This window comes from Jannaschia sp. Os4 (assembly GCF_016820245.1).
In the GTDB taxonomy this organism is placed as follows: domain Bacteria; phylum Pseudomonadota; class Alphaproteobacteria; order Rhodobacterales; family Rhodobacteraceae; genus Jannaschia.
In genome coordinates this window covers 473,614-489,242 of the sequence record NZ_JAFCAR010000001.1, presented here as the reverse complement: position 1 = coordinate 489,242, position 15,629 = coordinate 473,614, and the positions used below count along the sequence as shown (strand labels likewise).

14 protein-coding genes are annotated in these 15,629 nt (G+C 72.3%); 8 read left to right on the top strand and 6 right to left on the bottom strand.

Features of this window, described 5'->3' with window-relative positions:
- Positions 1-20 precede the first annotated feature (20 nt).
- From JQC91_RS02510 to ilvD, 5 genes are all read right to left on the bottom strand, one after another.
- Positions 21-926, bottom strand: a complete 906-nt coding sequence (locus JQC91_RS02510) for a LysR family transcriptional regulator (protein WP_203285191.1) — start codon at positions 924-926, stop codon at positions 21-23.
- A 205-nt stretch (positions 927-1,131) separates the two neighbouring features.
- Positions 1,132-3,171, bottom strand: coding sequence for an NADPH-dependent 2,4-dienoyl-CoA reductase (locus JQC91_RS02505; RefSeq protein ID WP_203285190.1), 2,040 nt, complete (start codon positions 3,169-3,171; stop codon positions 1,132-1,134).
- Between the two features lie 156 nt (positions 3,172-3,327).
- The gene (locus tag JQC91_RS02500) at positions 3,328-3,690 is read right to left on the bottom strand and encodes a hypothetical protein (RefSeq protein WP_203285189.1); all 363 of its coding nucleotides are present in this window, start codon (positions 3,688-3,690) and stop codon (positions 3,328-3,330) included.
- A 10-nt stretch (positions 3,691-3,700) separates the two neighbouring features.
- Complete coding sequence (locus JQC91_RS02495) at positions 3,701-4,477, bottom strand: DUF6478 family protein (RefSeq protein WP_203285188.1); 777 nt, start codon at positions 4,475-4,477, stop codon at positions 3,701-3,703.
- 111 nt (positions 4,478-4,588) lie between these two features.
- Positions 4,589-6,352 (bottom strand): dihydroxy-acid dehydratase, encoded by a 1,764-nt coding sequence (gene ilvD, locus JQC91_RS02490; protein ID WP_203285187.1) that lies wholly within the window; start codon positions 6,350-6,352, stop codon positions 4,589-4,591.
- A 100-nt stretch (positions 6,353-6,452) separates the two neighbouring features.
- Here ilvD and JQC91_RS02485 point away from each other — a divergent pair, with 100 nt between their 5' ends.
- From JQC91_RS02485 to JQC91_RS02450, 8 genes are all read left to right on the top strand, one after another.
- Positions 6,453-6,908, top strand: coding sequence for an NUDIX domain-containing protein (locus JQC91_RS02485; RefSeq protein ID WP_203285186.1), 456 nt, complete (start codon positions 6,453-6,455; stop codon positions 6,906-6,908).
- Positions 6,909-6,954: 46 nt separating this feature from the next.
- On the top strand, positions 6,955-7,875 hold the full coding sequence (locus JQC91_RS02480; protein WP_203285185.1) for a type II CAAX endopeptidase family protein: 921 nt from the start codon (positions 6,955-6,957) through the stop codon (positions 7,873-7,875).
- Positions 7,876-7,903: 28 nt separating this feature from the next.
- Complete coding sequence (locus tag JQC91_RS02475) at positions 7,904-8,566, top strand: hypothetical protein (protein ID WP_203285184.1); 663 nt, start codon at positions 7,904-7,906, stop codon at positions 8,564-8,566.
- A gap of 95 nt (positions 8,567-8,661) precedes the next feature.
- Positions 8,662-9,666, top strand: coding sequence for an acetyl-CoA carboxylase, carboxyltransferase subunit beta (gene accD, locus JQC91_RS02470; RefSeq protein WP_203285183.1), 1,005 nt, complete (start codon positions 8,662-8,664; stop codon positions 9,664-9,666).
- Between the two features lie 89 nt (positions 9,667-9,755).
- Positions 9,756-11,015, top strand: a complete 1,260-nt coding sequence (locus tag JQC91_RS02465; protein ID WP_203285182.1) for a folylpolyglutamate synthase/dihydrofolate synthase family protein — start codon at positions 9,756-9,758, stop codon at positions 11,013-11,015.
- Positions 11,016-11,201: 186 nt separating this feature from the next.
- Positions 11,202-12,293 (top strand): DUF4123 domain-containing protein, encoded by a 1,092-nt coding sequence (locus tag JQC91_RS02460; RefSeq protein WP_203285181.1) that lies wholly within the window; start codon positions 11,202-11,204, stop codon positions 12,291-12,293.
- Positions 12,293-12,898: a hypothetical protein gene (locus JQC91_RS02455; protein ID WP_203285180.1), complete on the top strand. Its 606-nt coding sequence runs from the start codon at positions 12,293-12,295 to the stop codon at positions 12,896-12,898. The genes JQC91_RS02460 and JQC91_RS02455 overlap by 1 nt, the downstream gene beginning before the upstream one ends.
- Before the next feature lie 8 nt (positions 12,899-12,906).
- The gene (locus JQC91_RS02450) at positions 12,907-14,307 is read left to right on the top strand and encodes a DUF2235 domain-containing protein (protein WP_203285179.1); all 1,401 of its coding nucleotides are present in this window, start codon (positions 12,907-12,909) and stop codon (positions 14,305-14,307) included.
- Between the two features lie 181 nt (positions 14,308-14,488).
- Here JQC91_RS02450 and zapE read toward each other — a convergent pair whose 3' ends face one another.
- Positions 14,489-15,574 (bottom strand): cell division protein ZapE, encoded by a 1,086-nt coding sequence (zapE, locus tag JQC91_RS02445; RefSeq protein WP_203285178.1) that lies wholly within the window; start codon positions 15,572-15,574, stop codon positions 14,489-14,491.
- Between the last annotated feature and the right edge of the window lie 55 nt (positions 15,575-15,629).

Sequence of the window (15,629 nt, the reverse complement as noted above, 5' to 3'; positions counted from 1 at the left end):
GGGCCGCGCGGCCCGCCGGATCACCAGCTGTCGGCCTCGCGGTCGCGGAACCGCTCGACGAGGAAGTCGATGAAGGCGCGGACCTTCGGCTGGGTGTAGCGGCCCGGCGGATAGACCGCGTAGATGCCCTGCGTCTCGGCGGGGAGGTTCTCGATCGCGGGGACGAGGTTCCCGGCCCGCATGTCCGGCCCGTAGAGGAAGGCGGGCAGGTAGGCGATGCCTAGGCCGTTGACGGCCGCGTTGAGCAGCGACTGCCCGTCGTTCACCGTCAGCCAGCCGGCCGAGCGGACCTGCCGCTTCTCGCCGGTGGGCGAGGTGACGCGCCAGACGCCGCCCGAGGCTTGGTTCGAGTAGTGCAGCAGCTTGTGCTCGTTGAGATCCTCGATCCGCGCGGGGCGCCCGTACTCGTCGAGGTAGGAGGGCGCGGCGATCATGCGCTTCTCCGTCTCGGCCAGCTTGCGGGCGCGCAGGGACGAGTCCTCGAGGTCGCCGATCCGCACGGCGAGGTCGAACCCTTCCGAGATCAGTTCGGCATAGCGGTTGTCGAGCACCATGTTGACGGTGATGTCGGGATACTCGTGCAGGAACTCCCCGAGGATCGGGGACAGGTGCTGCGATCCGAAGTCGCTCGCCACGCTGATGCGCAGGACTCCCGAGGGCGCGGACTGCATCGCGGTGACCAGCGCGTCGGCCTCTCCGGCGTCGTTGAGCACCCGGCGCGCGCGGTCGTAGTAGGCCAGCCCGATCTCCGTGGGCGAGACGCGCCGCGTCGTGCGGTTCAGGAGGCGCGCCCCGAGCCGCGTCTCCAGCGAGGAGACGTGCTTGGACACGGCGGACTTGGAGATGCCCAGCTTGCGGGCGGCGTCGGTGAAGCCGCCTTGGTCCACGACCGTGGCGAAGGCTTCCATCTCTGAGAGGCGATCCATGGCGGCAGACCCAGGATTGTTTCGGTTGGGTCATTGTTTCCACGCCGAATGCGGCACCGTCGCGCCGGGAGCCGGGCCGCTGCGGGGTCAGTTCTGGGGCAGGACGCGGCGGGAATGGGGCGGATGGGTAGGATTCGAACGATCGGTCCGGGCCACGCCCCACGCGGGGCCGCCGCGCCGGGCGCGCACCCCGGAGGGCGGGGCGCTACAGCCCCGCCGCCAGCCGCGCGCCTTGGTCGATGGCCCGCTTGGCGTCCAGCTCCGCCGCGACCGCCGCGCCGCCGATCACGTGCGCCGTCACGCCCTTCGCCTCCAGCGCGTCCGCCAGCCCGCGCTCGCTCTCCTGCCCGGCGCAGAGCACGACCGTGTCGACGGGAATGACACGCGGGTCCTCGCGGCCCTCGCCGGTCGAGACGTGCAGCCCCTCCCCGTCGATCCGCTCGTAGTTCACGCCGGGCACCATCTTCACGTCCTTCATCTGCAGCGAGGCGCGGTGGATCCACCCCGTCGTCTTGCCCAAGCCGCGGCCCGGCTTGGTCGGCTTGCGCTGCAGCAGCGTGATCTCGCGCGCGGAGCGCTCCGGCTGCGGCCCCGCAGGGTCCAGCCCGCCGCGATGCGCCTCTGGGTCGGCCACGCCCCACTCCTCCAGCCAGCGGGGCAGCTCCTCGGTGGGGGTCGGCCCGCCCGGATGGGTCAGGAAGTCCGCGGTGTCGAACCCGATCCCCCCCGCGCCGATGACGGCCACGCGGTCGCCCACCGGCGCGCCGTGCTTGAGCACGTCCACGTAGGTCACGACGTTGGGGCCGTCCTGGCCGGGGATGCCTGGGTCGCGCGGCGTCACGCCCGTGGCGATCACGACCTCGTCGAACCCCTCCAGCGCGTCCACCGTCGCCTCGGTCCCGAGTCGCAGGTCGATCCCCGGCGCGTCCAGCATCGCCGCGATCCAGTCGACGAAGCCCACGAACTCCTCCTTGCCGGGGATGACCTTCGCCATGTTGAGCTGTCCGCCCACGGCCGTGTCCTTCTCGAACACCGTGACCGAATGCCCCCGCTTGGCCGCGACCATCGCCACGGTCGCGCCCGCCGCGCCCGCGCCGACGACGGCGATCTTCTTGGGCGCATCCGTCGGCTCGTAGCGCAGCTCCGTCTCGTGGCAGGCGCGCGGGTTCACGAGGCAGGAGGAGATCTTGCCTTGGAACGTGTGGTCCAGACACGCTTGGTTGCACGCGATGCAGGGCGCGATCGTCTCGGCCTTTCCGGCCGCCGCCTTCGCCACGAAGTCCGGGTCCGCGAGGAAGGGGCGCGCCATCGACACCATGTCGGCGCAGCCCTCGGCCAGCACGCTCTCGGCCACGTCGGGCATGTTGATGCGGTTGGACGTGATGATCGGGATGCCGACCTCGCCCATCAGCTTCTTGGTCACCCACGCGAAGGCCCGGCGCGGGACGCTCGTGGCGATGGTCGGGATGCGCGCCTCGTGCCAGCCGATCCCGGTGTTGAGGATCGACGCGCCCGCCGCCTCGATCTTCTTGGCCAAGGCCACGACCTCGTCCCACGTCTGCCCGTTGGGGATCAGGTCGATCAGCGAGATGCGGTAGATGACGATGAAGTCCTCGCCCACCGCCTCGCGCACGCGCCGCACCACCTCGACCGGCAGGCGCTGGCGGTTCTCAAGCGACCCGCCCCAGCGGTCCTCGCGCTTGTTGGTGTGGGTGACGAGGAACTGGTTGAGGAAGTAGCCCTCCGACCCCATCACCTCGACCCCGTCGTAGCCCGCCTCGCGGGCGCGGGCCGCCGACGTGGCGATGTCGGCGATCTGCTTCTCGATGCCCGCCTCGTCCAGCTCCTTCGGCGGGAAGGGCGAGATCGGCGACTTGATGGGGGAGGGGGCCACGCAGTCGGGCGAGTAGGCGTAGCGCCCGGCATGGAGGATCTGCATCGCGATGCGGCCCCCGGCCTCGTGCACCCGGTCGGTGACGATGCGGTGGTTGGCGATGTCCTCCGGCGAGAACAGCCCCGCCGCCCCCGCGAACACGCCGCCCTCGCGGTTGGGCGCCATGCCCCCCGTCACCATCAGCGCCACGCCGCCGCGCGCCCGCTCGGCGTAGAACTCGGCGACCCGGTTCCAGTCCTTCGTCTCCTCGAGGTTCGTGTGCATCGACCCCATCAGCACCCGGTTGGGCAGCGTGACGTGGCCGAGGTCGAGCGGCGCGAGCATGTGGGGATACTGGGACGTCTGGGTCATGGGGCGGGGTCCTCCGACGCCCGGTGTGCCCGCCCGGCGCGCGCCTGTCACGCGGGACGCGGCGGCAAGGTTGACGTGCGCGTCAACCTGCTGCCGATCCCGGGAGCGGACGGCGGCGCGGCGCGCCACCGTCCCGCGGATGCCTGCTGCGACGGGCTAGTCGCCCGACGCGCGCACGTGCCGCCGGAACGCGCCCTTCAGCATCTCCACCTCCGCGCGCAGCAGATCCACCTCCGCCCGCAGGTCGCCCTCCGGTCCGGCATCCAGCCCCGCGACGATCCCCAGCGCGTCGAGCACCGCGTCGCCCTCGCGGACCACCACCGTCTGGCACCCCTCCGACAGGCGCAGGCCCGACAGGTCCACCTCCACCTGCCAGTCGCCGTCGGCCAAGGCGGCGACGGTCACCGGAAGGTCCGCCGCCCCGCACGAGGCCGCCAGCGCGGGCGTCCCGTTCCCGCCCGTCAGCAGCCCCCGATACAGCCCGCCGCGCAGCGACACCCGGTTCAGCACACGTCCCATCGCGTCCTCCTCACATCTCGGCGCGGGGCCGGCGCGTCAGCGTCAGGTCCCGCAGCACGACCCGCCGCATCGCGGGCCGGTCGAGGATCACGTCGATCCAAGCCCCCGTCAGCTTGCGCGGGTTCACCTCGCCCTCGCCGAGGTCGAGGTCGGCCACGAGCGGCCCGCCCGCCCGCTCGGCGCGCAGCGCCGCCGTCACCTGGTCCGTGTTCGGCCCCTGCCGCAGGCTGAGCCGCGCCACCGCCTCGGGCGCGGCCTCGTCCCCCGTCTCGACGGAGAGGCGGAGGATGTGCGTCGTCCGCAGCCCGCCGCGCCCCGCCTCCGGCAGGTCGAGCGAGAGCGACAGGTAGCGCCCCTCGAAATGCATCACGTCCAGCGCCACGCCCCACGGGGCCGCCGCGTCGGCCGCGGCGGCGGGCACCTGCCGCCACGCGATCTCGGCCAAGGGGCAGTCGTGGAACAGCTTCACCCCCTCGCAGAGCGCGGCCCCGCCCTGCACGGAGGCCGCCCCAGTGGGGCGGACGGCGCGCCGCCAGAGGTCGGGGCGCCAGCCCCAGTCGGCCTGCGCGGGCATCTCCATCGCCTCCGCGTCGATCCGGGGCCCGGCGAGCCGCGAGTCCGCCAGCGCCGAGAAGGCGTCGATCTCGGCCCGCAGGTGGCGGGCCTCCTCGCGCAGCCGGGCGACCTGGCCGCGCGACACCCGGCCCTCGCCGCGCGCGGCGGCGCGCCATGCGGCGATCGCCCGGCGCGAGCGCAGCGAGTCGAGGAGGGAGGGGGAGTCGGTCATCTCGTCGAGACCTATCCGCCGCGCGGACGTCCGCGAAGGCCCGCATGCGGCGAGTTTGGGGCGGCGGGCGCGGCGGCGGCCCTCCGCCGAGACGCCCGCCGCCGCGCGGCGTCAGAGATCCATGTAGACGTGCTTCTCGCCCGCGCCGCCCGGATGGGTCGGCGCCCCGTCCTTGGCCGCGCCCACCAGCTTGGCGTACTTCCACAGCGCGCCCGAGGCATAGATCGTCTCGCGCGGGCCGGACCACTTGGCGCGCCGCTCCAGCAGTTCGTCCGCCGACAGGTCCACCGACAGCTCGCCCGACACCGCGTCGATGGTGATGACGTCGCCGTCGCGCAACAGCCCGATCGGCCCGCCATGCGCGGCCTCTGGCCCGACATGGCCCACGCAGAAGCCGCGCGTCGCCCCCGAGAAGCGCCCGTCGGTGATCAGCGCGACCTTCTTGCCCATGCCCTGACCCGACAGCGCGGCGGTGGTGGCGAGCATCTCGCGCATCCCCGGCCCGCCCGCCGGCCCCTCGTTGCGGATCACCAGCACTTCGCCCTCCTCGTAGGCGCGCGCCTTCACGGCGGCGAAGGCGTCCTCCTCGCTCTCGAACACCCGCGCGGGACCCACGAACCGCTGATGCTGCGACGCGATCCCCGCGACCTTCACGATGGCCCCGTCGGGGGCGAGGTTGCCCTTGAGCCCCACCACGCCACCCGTGGGCGTGATCGGCGTGGACACCGGGTGGATGACCTTGCCGTCCGCCTCGCCGCGCACCTCGTCCAGCGTCTCGCCGATGGTCTTGCCGGTGGCGGTCATGCAGTCCTCGTGGATCAGGCCCGCCTTGCGCAGCTCCTTCATCACGACGGGCACGCCGCCCGCCTCGTAGAGGTCCTTGGCCACGAACTGCCCGCCGGGCTTGAGGTCCACGAAGTAGGGCGTGTCGCGGAAGATGTCGCAGACGTCCTCCAGCGAGAACGCGATCCCCGCCTCGTGCGCGATGGCGGGCAGGTGCAGCCCCGCGTTGGTCGACCCACCCGTGCAGGCCACGACGCGGGCGGCGTTCTCCAGCGACTTCCGCGTCACCACGTCCCGCGCCCGGATGTTCTTCTCCAAGAGCGTCATCACCGCCACGCCCGACGCGATGGAGTACTGGTCACGCGACTCGTAGGGCGCGGGCGCGCCGGACGAGTTGGGCAGCGCCAGCCCGATCGCCTCGGACACGCAGGCCATCGTGTTCGCCGTGAACTGTCCGCCGCAGGCCCCCGCCGAGGGGCAGGCCACCCGCTCGAGGATGTCGAGCGCCTCGTCGCTGAGGTTGCCCGCCTGGTGGTTGCCCACCGCCTCGAACATGTCCTGCACCGTCAGGTCGCGGCCCTTGTAGCTATCGGGCACGTTGGCCCCCGACGACACCTTCCCCGGCAGGATCGAGCCGCCGTAGATGAAGACCGACGGCGTGTTCAGCCGGACCATCGCCATCATCATCCCCGGCAGCGACTTGTCGCAGCCCGCCAGCCCCACCAGCGCGTCGTAGCAGTGCCCCCGCATCGTCAGCTCGACCGTGTCCGCGATCGCCTCGCGCGAGGCGAGCGACGAGCGCATCCCCTCGTGCCCCATCGCGATCCCGTCCGTGACGGTGATCGTCGTGAACTCGCGGGGCGTGCCGCCCCCCTGCTTGACGCCGAGCTTCACCGCCTGCGCCTGCCGGTTGAGCGCGATGTTGCACGGCGCCGCCTCGTTCCAGCAGGTGGCGACGCCGACCCACGGCTGGTGGATCTCCTCGTCGCCGAGCCCCATCGCGTAGAAGTAGGAGCGGTGCGGGGCGCGCGCCGGCCCCTCGGTCACGTGGCGGCTGGGCAGGTTGGTCTTGTCGGTCGGCTTCTTCAGCATGGCGTCCATCCCTCTCGTTGCCGCCGGGATACGCCGCGCGCCCCGCGCCCCGCAAGCCGCGCGCCTCGCGGCGGGCGCGCCGGTCGGGTAGGACGGGACTATGTCCGTCTGGCGCCCCCACCCCACGATCCGCGTGAAGGCCCTCGGCCTCGCGTGGTCGGCGGGCCGCCTCCTCGCCGCGGAGGTCCGCGACGACGCGGGCCGTCTCAAGGGCGTGCGTCCCTTGGGCGGCGCGGTCGAGTTCGGCGAGCGCTGGCGCGACGCGCTCGTCCGCGAGTTCGCCGAGGAACTGGGCCTCGCCGTCGACGTGATGGGGCCGCCCCTCGTGCTGGAGAGCCTCTTCGTCCACGAGGGCGCGCCCGGCCACGAGATCGTCTTCGCCGCCGACATCCGCCTGCCGCCGGGCACGATCCAAGGCCGCGCCGTCGTCCCCTTCGCCGAGGACGATGGCACCCTCTGCACCGCGCGCTGGTTCGACCCCGCCGACCTCGACCGCCCGGACGGGCCGGCGCTCTTTCCCGATGGCCTCGGCGCGCGGCTGGCGGCGCGACGCTGAGCGGGCCCCATTGCCGCATCGCGGGGCAGGGCGCATACCACCGTCCATGTGGACGCCCGCCTTCGACCGCTTCGTGGCCCCCGCCCGCCGCCGCCCCCAGATCTGGCGGCTGGTCCTCGGCTGCGTGGTCGCGGGGGTGACCTATGTCGGCCTGTTCTTCGGCGTCATCGTCGCGGCGGCGCTGTCGCTCGGAATCTGGCCCCTCGACGTGGCGCTCCTCGAGTTGCTGACCGCCGAGACGCCGCGCTCGGTGCTCATCGTGCTGGCCACCTTCGCGGGGATGATGATCGGCCCGATGCTCGCCGCGCGCCTGCTCCACGCCCGCTCGGGCCGGTCGCTCTTCGGCCCCGGCACGGGGCGCGCCTTCGTCCCGGCGCTGCTGATCACGCTCGGGCTCTTCGGGGCGATCCTCCTGATCCTGCCGCAGCCCTTCGCCCTCGTGCCGAACCTCCCGCCCGGCGCGTGGGCGGTGGCGCTCGTCCCCGCGCTCGCGGGCCTCGCGCTCCAGACCGGGGCCGAGGAGGTGCTGTTCCGGGGCTACCTGCAGCAGCAGCTCGCCGCCCGGTTCCGCCACCCGCTCGTCTGGATGGGCCTGCCCTCGGTCCTCTTCGGCCTCGGCCACTTCGACCCCACCTCCCAAGGCGCGAACGCATGGCTCATCGTCGCGGCGACCACGCTCTTCGGCCTGGTGGCCGCCGACCTCACCCGCGCGACCGGCTCCATCGGCGCGGCGTGGGGCTTCCACATGGCCAACAACATGACGGCGATGCTCGTGCTCGCGGTGGACGGTCCGCTGTCCGGCCTCGCGCTCTACGTGACCCCGTTCGACGCCGCCGACACCGAGACGCTGCGCCCGCTGATCGCGCAGGACATGATCGTCACCGTGATCGCTTGGGCGCTCCTGCGGCTATGGTTCGCGAAACGGGGACGATCCTCCGGAACCACGCCGCGGGACGGCCCCACTTAGGCCACGCTTCGCCGTCACTCCGGAGTGCATGGAAAAGCGACTCCCCCTCCTGCGTGCCCTGCGGTGCACGGCCTACCGCCACGACGAGCGGGGGGCGGTCACCGTCGATTGGGTGATCCTGTCCACCGCCGTCCTCGCCTTGGGTCTGGCCACCGTAGACGTGCTGAAGCCGCCGCTCGCCACCGTGGCCGAGGCCGTCGAGGGGGAGGTGCAGGGCACCGACACGACCGACGGGACCGGCGCCTACCGTCCCTTCGACCTGGAGAACTGGGAGGAGCACCTCACCGACACCCGCTCGGATTGGGGCCTGACCTACACGGAGCTCACGGTCGCCATCGACGACGACGATGATGACGATGACGACGACGATGACGGGTCCCAAGGCATGGGCCACTCCCACGGGAAGGCGTTCGGCGTGGGGCACACGCACGGCAAGGGCAAGGGCGTCGGCCATACCCATGGCGGCGACGACGATGACGACGACGATGACGACGATCCCGAGACGATGACCGTCCGGGTCGGCAGCGGCCCGTCCGAGGAGGAGATGCACGACCAGATGCGCTCGCTGCTCACGGACGACCAGCACCGCGTCGAGGTCGGCAGCGAGGACGACTACGCCGCGCTCCAGATCGTGCTGGAGGAGAACGGCTACCGCCTGCCGGACGACTGGCCGGACTACCGGACCTTCTGAACCCGGGGGCGGGGCGCGCCCCGCCCCGTTGCGCCGCGCCCCCCCCGCGTCTATCTGCGCCCCGTAGCCCGGCCCGCCCCGGGCCGGAGGTGCGCATGAACTGGATCGAGAACTTCGTCCGCCCGCGGATCAACTCGCTCTTCTCCCGGCGCGAGGTGCCCGACAACCTGTGGACCAAGTGCCCCGAATGCGGGACCATGCTGTTCCACCGGGAGCTGACCGAGAACCTGCAGGTCTGCACCAATTGCGACCACCACATGGCGATCACCCCCCGCGCGCGCTTCGAGGCGCTGTTCGACGGCGGGGCCTTCGCCCGCGTCGACGTGCCCAAGCCGGTGGCCGACCCGCTCCAGTTCCGCGACCAGAAGCCCTATCCCGCCCGCCTCAAGGCCGCGCAGAAGCAGACCGGCGAGGAGGAGGCGATGCTCGTCGCCGAGGGCGAGGTGCTGCGCACGCCGATCGTCGCCGCCGCGCAGGACTTCTCGTTCATGGCGGGCTCGATGGGCGCCTATGTCGGCAACGCCATGATCGCCGCCGCCGAGCGCGCGGTCGCGGGCGGCAAGCCCCTCGTGGTGTTCTCCGCCGCCGGCGGCGCCCGGATGCAGGAGGGCATCCTGTCGCTCATGCAGATGCCCCGCACCACCGTCGCCGTCGACATGGTGCAGGAGGCGGGGCTGCCCTACGTCGTCGTGCTTACCCACCCGACCACCGGGGGCGTGACGGCCTCCTACGCGATGCTGGGCGACGTCCAGATCGCCGAGCCCAACGCGCTCATCTGCTTCGCCGGCCCCCGCGTGATCGAGCAGACCATCCGCGAGACCCTCCCCGAGGGCTTCCAGCGCGCCGAGTACCTGCTCGACCACGGGATGCTGGACCGGGTCACGCACCGTCGCGATCTGCGCCCCGAGCTGGCCTCGATCCTGCGGATGCTCACGGGGATGGACCGCCCCGTCCACGGCGACCTGCCCAGCCCCGAGCCGCAGGCGGACACGAAGGCCCCCGCCCCCGAGCCGCGCCCCGCCCCCGTCGGCGAGGCCGAGGCGAAGGACCTCGAAGGCACCACCGCCGAGGCCGCCCCGGAGCCGACGCTCAAGTCCTGAGCGCCCCGCCCCCTCATCTTGGCACAAATACCTCGGGGTCCGGGGCAGCGCCCCGGTCCGACGCCAGCCCCACGCCCGGACCCCCGACCATGACCACCTCCGACGCCATCCTCGAGCGCCTGATGACCCTGCACCCCAAGGTCATCGACCTCACGCTCGACCGGATGCACCGCCTCCTCGCCGCCTTGGGCCACCCCGAGCGCGCGCTGCCCCCCGTCGTCCACGTCGCCGGCACCAACGGCAAGGGCTCCACCCTCGCCATGATCCGCGCGGGGCTCGAAGGGGCGGGCCACCGCGTCCACGCCTACACCTCCCCCCATCTCGCCCGCTTCCACGAGCGCATCCGGCTGGCGGGCGACCTCATCTCCGAGGACGCGCTGACCGCCGCCCTCGACGAATGCGAGGCCGCCAACGGCGGCGAACCCATCACCTATTTCGAGATCACCACCTGCGCCGCCCTCCTCGCCATGTCGCGCACCCCTGCCGACTACGCGCTGCTGGAGGTGGGCTTGGGCGGCCGCCTCGACGCGACCAACGTCACCGACAAGGCGCTGACCGTCGTCACCCCCGTCGCCATGGACCACGAGGCCTTCCTCGGGGACACGCTGTCCAAGATCGCCGCCGAGAAGGCCGGCATCCTCGCCCGCCGCGTCCCCGCCATCGTCGGCCCCCAGCAGGACGACGCGCTGGAGGTCATCGAGGCGCAGGCCGTCCGCCTCGGCGCCCCCCTCCAAGTCCACGGCCAGCACTGGCACGTCCGCGAGGAGTACGGGCGCCTCGCCTTCGAGGACGAGCGCGGCCTCCTCGACCTCCCCCTTCCGTCGCTAGTCGGCGCGCACCAAGTCCAGAACGCGGGCACGGCCCTCGCCGCCCTGCGGACCTTGGGCACCGGCGACCCGGAGGCGGCGATGCGCGCCGACTGGCCCGCCCGCCTCCAGCGCCTCACCCGCGGCCCCCTGACCGACCTCGCGCCCCACGCCGAACTCCGCCTCGACGGCGGCCACAACCCGGCGGCGGGCGCGGCCTTGGCCGAAGCGCTCACGCGCCTGCCCGACCGCCCCCTCCACCTGATCTGCGGCATGCTCCGCACCAAGGACGCGGCGGGCTACATGGCGCCCCTCGCGAGGATCGCCGCCAGCCTCACCGCTATCCCCATCCCCGGCGAGCCCGCCACCCTCTCCGCGCAGGAGACGGCGGAGGCCGCCCGCCGCGCGGGGCTCCAGCACGTCGCCGAGGCCCCCACCGTCGAGGCCGCCGTCGCCACCCTCGCAGCCGAGGCCCCCGCCGCCCGCATCCTCATCTGCGGCTCGCTCTACCTCGCGGGCCGGGTGCTGCGGGAGAACGGGTAGGGGCGGGGCGGCAGGGACCCGAGGCGCGTCCTCCACGGCAACAGTCCGGGACGGGCGGAGCCGTCGGGCGGCGGACGCCGTTGAGCGCGCCGGCGGAAGGCGCCTACCGTCGGGCCATGCGGAATCGCGCCGGGGGAGGCATCCGCGCCGCCGCCCCGCACCGTTCGAACGGGAGCCAGACGGGACATGAGCAGCATCGTCCGGGACGTCGCCGGCCCCATACCGCCGCCCCGCCCACCGTCGCCGATGGGGCCGTGGATGCAGGTCGAACGCTTGGACGACCCCGTCGCCCTCGCCCTCGCCCCGTGGCAGACCTTGGACGATCCCGACGTCCCCCTACCCTCCGCCCTGCGCGCCGCCCTCTTCGACGTGCCCGAGGACCTTGCGGCCCCCGACGACGCGCCTCCCCCGAGGCTCTACGCGCTGCTCGACGCGGCGCGGGTCGTCGGGATCGTGGAGAGGCTGGAGGCGTCGGGCCTGCCCCATCGCTGCCTCTTCACCGGGAGCGCGCTCGAGGCGTTCGCCGACACGGCCCCCTGGCTCGTCGAACTGACGCCGGACAGCCCCCTCCTGCGAGGCCTGTTCACCACGACGGAGCGGGCGGACGGGCTGGCGGAGCAGGAGGCGGGCATCCTGATCCGAAGCCGCGCCACGCTGGAGGACCTGCACCGCCACCTCAGGCGCTTCACGCGCCTGCGCGATCCGGAGGGCAACTGGTTCCTCTTCCGCTACTGGTCGCCACCGATCTCGACGGGCCTCCTCGCCATGGGGAACGTGGAGCATGTCGACGCGTTCGTCGCCCCCCTCTTCCCGAGCGGCCCCGCGGCGCTCTCCCTGATCTGCCCGTCCCGGACCGGCGTCACCATCCTCTCGCGGCGGGTCGGCACCGAGGGGCCGAACGCCGTCCCCCGCCTCACGCAGCCCGTCGTCGCCCATCTCCGTCAGCTCCGGCGCGAGGCGGCCTTCGAGGAGGTGATCGAAATCTCGCTGCGCCACGCCACGCTCGCGCCGGGCTGGACCGACCGCGAGATGGCCGCCCACCTCCGCACCCACCGCGACAGCTGGTTCGGCATGGGCTTCTGGCAGAAGGACCACCTCGCGAAGCTGTGCTGCTGGGAGGCGATGCTGGGCCCGGACTTCGTCGAGCGCTACGACCACGGAGAGATCGCCCGCCCGCTGCGGACGTCGGGCGAGGCATGGATCGCCGTCGAGCGGATCACGCGCCATTTGGACGGGACGCCCCAACCCGGTATCGTGGCGCGGTCGGAGGATCTGTGATGGGATGGACGAATGGTCTTGGGTGGATGCTCGCGGTGTCGGTCATCCTCCTCGGGGGGTGCGAGAAGGTGATGACGCAACTCTCTACATCTCTAAGCAGCACGTGGGGCGATCCCATGATCCTTTGGGTCAGGGCGGGTGACGACCAACTCGCGCAGAACCGGGTGGCGGGCCGGAACATCGGCGGGGACTTGGTGGTCGGCCCCGACGGGCTCCTCCACTACGAGGCCGCGTGGCTGTCGTTCGATGGGGGGGCGTGGGAAGCCCGCTTCTCGATCGATCCCGCCCGGCTGTCGACGTATGAGGGGCGCGGCGAGCACGGCGAGATCGAGGTTGCCTTCGGGCCCGGCGCGGACGTCACGGTCACGACGGCACATCCCGAGTTGCTGAAGGAGCGCGGAGTGGCCCCGCCGAGCGGCGACTACGCCGACCTGGTACCGATCACGCTGCTGGAAACCTGCGGAACCCCGCTGCCCGAGGACGATCCGCGCATGGCGGTCCTGCGCTCGGGGCTGGACCTAGACTACGCCGTCACGCCTGCCCTCGAACGACGTGATCGGTTCCTCGCGGAGAACCCGATGCCTGAACCGCGCTGCGCGGACTAGGACAGGACATGGGCCGCAGACCACATAGACGCTACAAGGACCGGAACCGGACCACCCCCGCCGGGCAGGCGAACGCGGCCGCCGCGGCCGCCGCCGCCGAAGCAGGGGGAGAGGCGGCCGATGCCGTGGCCATGACCTGCGGCCTGATCCGTGTGGGCGTCTTCTTCGACGGCACCAGCAATTTCCGAGACAAGGCGAGCGATCCGGCGTTCGGGGCCTATCACACGAACCCCGACCTGCTGGGCGAGATCTACCCCGAAGATAGCGGCGAGGTCGTGCGGCGCACGATCGGCGGCCAGCCCCGAGACACGAGCTATATCGAGCTCTACATGCGCGGGATTGGGGTCCGTGCGGATGGCTCCAAGGAGAGCTTGGGTGGCGGGTTCGGCATCGGCAGTGAGGGCGTCGATGGTCGCTCCGACCAAGCCATCGAACGGTCGCGCACCCGCGTCCGAAGCGTCACCGGCGCGGTGAAGCCCTGCGACATCTGGTTCGACGTCTTCGGCTTCTCGCGCGGGGCCGCCGCCGCCCGCGACTTCGCCAACGCGGTGAAGGACGGCGACTCCGACTCCCACGGGCACACCTACAAGCAGACCGCGCGCGGCAGGCGCGTGGACCGGCGCGGCCCCAAGCCGGAGGTCCAGTTCCTCGGCCTCTTCGACACCGTGTCGTCCACCATGAGCCTGACGCCGGGCGAGACCGACGGCACGTGGTGGGTCCAGCTCGGAACGCCGGGGCGCGCCAAGTCCGTCTACCACATCACCGCCGACGACGAGATGCGGGAGAACTTCCCCCTCACCCTCGCCGCGAGCGGTCGACGGACCCGCATGGTCGGGGCGCATTCGGACATCGGCGGGGGCTACCACCCGCCCCGGACGTCCGGAACGCTGACGGTGGACGACAGCCGCCAAGGGTTCGTGGACCGGTTCTCGCGCCTGTGGAACGTCGTCGAGAACGGCCCGCCGAACGCCCGTGGCGACAGTCTGCGAAGCGAGGAACTGCGGGAGGACCGTCCGACCTCGAGCATGATGCGGCGTCTCTGGCAGGAGTACAAGGAACGGCATCCCTTGGGGTGGAACAGCCGGAAGACCTTCTACGAGATCGGCTGGCGCGCCGAGCATGGCCTGCAATTCGTCGCCCTGAGGCTGATGCACCATCGCGCCGTCGCGCAGGGCGTGCCCTTCCCGGCGGACCTGCCTGCGCGGATCGGGACGGTCTCGACCGCCATCGACGCCACGCTGACCGCCTACTGGGAGGCCCTCCGCGATCGCCGCGACGTCCCCGACGCGACCGAGGCCCTGCTCCGGCAGGCATATTGTCATCTCTCGGCCCACAACGAGGTCGTCTCGGGCGGCTTCCAGCCCTTCCTGCCCGTTCACGACGGCGTCCGGAAGTTCGACACGCTCTGACCCGAGGACGGTTCGCGCGGCGCTCCAAGTAAACCCGCGAGGGGGGCTCGGACCGTGCCGTCGGCGGACCCTTAACCGAACATGAACGCCCCCCGTATGAACGCGCGTATGTACGGTGTATGCACGGTGTATGTACGGGGGGTGTACGGCGGGCGCCCCCACCGTTCGCACCTAAGATTCCTCAGGTTGACGCGGCTTCCGCGCCCCATCCCTCGGACGCCATCTCCCGCAGGCGGCTGACGGTGCGCTCGAACTCGAACGCGCCGTCGCCCTTGCGATACAGGTCCTCGGGCGCGCCGGCGGCCGAGACGATCAGACGGACCTTCGCCTCGTAGAGCGCGTCCACCAGCGTCACGAATCGCCGCGCCGCGTTCGCGTGGGCCTCCGACATCAGCGGAACTTGCGTGAGCAGCAGGCACCGTACGCTGCCCGCCAAGGCGAGGTAGTCCCCCGCCCCCAACGGCCGGTTGCACAGCCGGTCGAAGGACGCGCGCGCCACGCCGCCGTGGTAGTCCGGCAGCTCCAGATCCCGCCCCTTCACGCGGAGCGTCAGCCCCTCGGGCGGCCCGTCCACCAGCTTGGCCCAGATGCGCGGAAGGTCCATGGATTCGATGGCTTCGCCCACGTCCGCCGGGGTGAACCACACCCGCTCGCCGGCCAGCCGGTCGCTGCGATAATCGCGTTCCGCGTCGAGGTGGTGCACGATCATCCGCGCCTCGATCATCTCGATGAACGGCACGAAGAGCGCCCGGTTCAGCCCGTCCTTGTAGAGGTCGCGGGGCGGGCGGTTCGAGGTCGTCACCACCCGCACCCCGCCGGCGAACAGCTTCTCGAACAGCCGCCCCACCAGCATCGCGTCGGTGATGTCGGTGATCTGCATCTCGTCGAAGCAGAGCACGCGCACGTCGTCGATGATGCTCTCGGAAACGGGCGTCACCGGATCCCGCTCCCCCCGGGCCCGCGCCTCGCGCATCCCCTCGTGCACCTCCTGCATGAAGGCGTGGAAGTGGACCCGGCGCGACGGCACGGGCGACGCCTCGTGGAACAGGTCCATCAGCATGGATTTCCCCCGCCCGACGCCGCCCCACAGGTATGCGCCCATCGGGCCCTCGGGGGGCTTCTTCTTGCCGAACCATCCCCGCGGCTCCGGCGCGGCGAGGGCGGCGCGGACCTGCTCCAGCACGGCGAGGGCGGCCTCCTGGGCCGGGTCGCGGGTCAGGGTGCCATCGGCCACGCGGGCGTCGTAGAGGTCGCGGAACGTCGTCATCGGCCCGCAGGTAGCGCGTCCCGCCGCCCGTCCGCCACGGGTATTTCCGCCAAGG

Bases quoted from the DNA above. Each gene is read 5' to 3' on its own strand.
- JQC91_RS02510 (WP_203285191.1), bottom strand. From the start codon at position 926: ATGGATCGCCTCTCAGAGATGGAAGCCTTCGCCACGGTCGTGGACCAA.
- JQC91_RS02505 (WP_203285190.1), bottom strand. From the start codon at position 3,171: ATGACCCAGACGTCCCAGTATCCCCACATGCTCGCGCCGCTCGACCTC.
- JQC91_RS02500 (WP_203285189.1), bottom strand. From the start codon at position 3,690: ATGGGACGTGTGCTGAACCGGGTGTCGCTGCGCGGCGGGCTGTATCGG.
- JQC91_RS02495 (WP_203285188.1), bottom strand. From the start codon at position 4,477: ATGACCGACTCCCCCTCCCTCCTCGACTCGCTGCGCTCGCGCCGGGCG.
- ilvD (WP_203285187.1), bottom strand. From the start codon at position 6,352: ATGCTGAAGAAGCCGACCGACAAGACCAACCTGCCCAGCCGCCACGTG.
- JQC91_RS02485 (WP_203285186.1), top strand. From the start codon at position 6,453: ATGTCCGTCTGGCGCCCCCACCCCACGATCCGCGTGAAGGCCCTCGGC.
- JQC91_RS02480 (WP_203285185.1), top strand. From the start codon at position 6,955: ATGTGGACGCCCGCCTTCGACCGCTTCGTGGCCCCCGCCCGCCGCCGC.
- JQC91_RS02475 (WP_203285184.1), top strand. From the start codon at position 7,904: ATGGAAAAGCGACTCCCCCTCCTGCGTGCCCTGCGGTGCACGGCCTAC.
- accD (WP_203285183.1), top strand. From the start codon at position 8,662: ATGAACTGGATCGAGAACTTCGTCCGCCCGCGGATCAACTCGCTCTTC.
- JQC91_RS02465 (WP_203285182.1), top strand. From the start codon at position 9,756: ATGACCACCTCCGACGCCATCCTCGAGCGCCTGATGACCCTGCACCCC.
- JQC91_RS02460 (WP_203285181.1), top strand. From the start codon at position 11,202: ATGAGCAGCATCGTCCGGGACGTCGCCGGCCCCATACCGCCGCCCCGC.
- JQC91_RS02455 (WP_203285180.1), top strand. From the start codon at position 12,293: ATGGGATGGACGAATGGTCTTGGGTGGATGCTCGCGGTGTCGGTCATC.
- JQC91_RS02450 (WP_203285179.1), top strand. From the start codon at position 12,907: ATGGGCCGCAGACCACATAGACGCTACAAGGACCGGAACCGGACCACC.
- zapE (WP_203285178.1), bottom strand. From the start codon at position 15,574: ATGACGACGTTCCGCGACCTCTACGACGCCCGCGTGGCCGATGGCACC.